The 281-nt window shown below is 60.9% G+C and carries 1 protein-coding gene; it reads left to right on the top strand.

The features are described 5' to 3' along the window. Window positions 1-281 (top strand): class II fructose-bisphosphate aldolase (locus tag BN1800_RS39965; protein ID WP_179214049.1); only part of this gene is annotated, 281 nt, incomplete at both ends.

Below are 281 nucleotides of genomic sequence, written 5' to 3'. Positions count from 1 at the left end.
ATCTCGGCGGCGTTTCTGTGGAGGGAGAACTCGGCGTCCTAGGTTCGCTGGAGACCGGCATGGGCGAAGCCGAGGACGGCCACGGAGCCGAAGGCAAGCTCTCGCAAGATCAGCTTCTGACTAATCCGGACGAAGCCGTCAAATTCGTCCGTGAAACTAGGGTCGATGCGCTGGCGATTGCGATGGGCGCATCGCACGGCGCCTATAAGTTCAGCCGCAAGCCGGACGGCTCGGTGCTGGCGATGAACGTCATCGAGCAGATTCACGAGAAGCTGCCGAAT

Source organism: Rhizobium sullae, assembly GCF_900169785.1.
GTDB classification, from domain to species: domain Bacteria; phylum Pseudomonadota; class Alphaproteobacteria; order Rhizobiales; family Rhizobiaceae; genus Rhizobium; species Rhizobium sullae.
The sequence above is the reverse complement of the archived record's forward strand: the minus strand, read 5'-3'. Positions and strand labels throughout refer to the sequence as shown.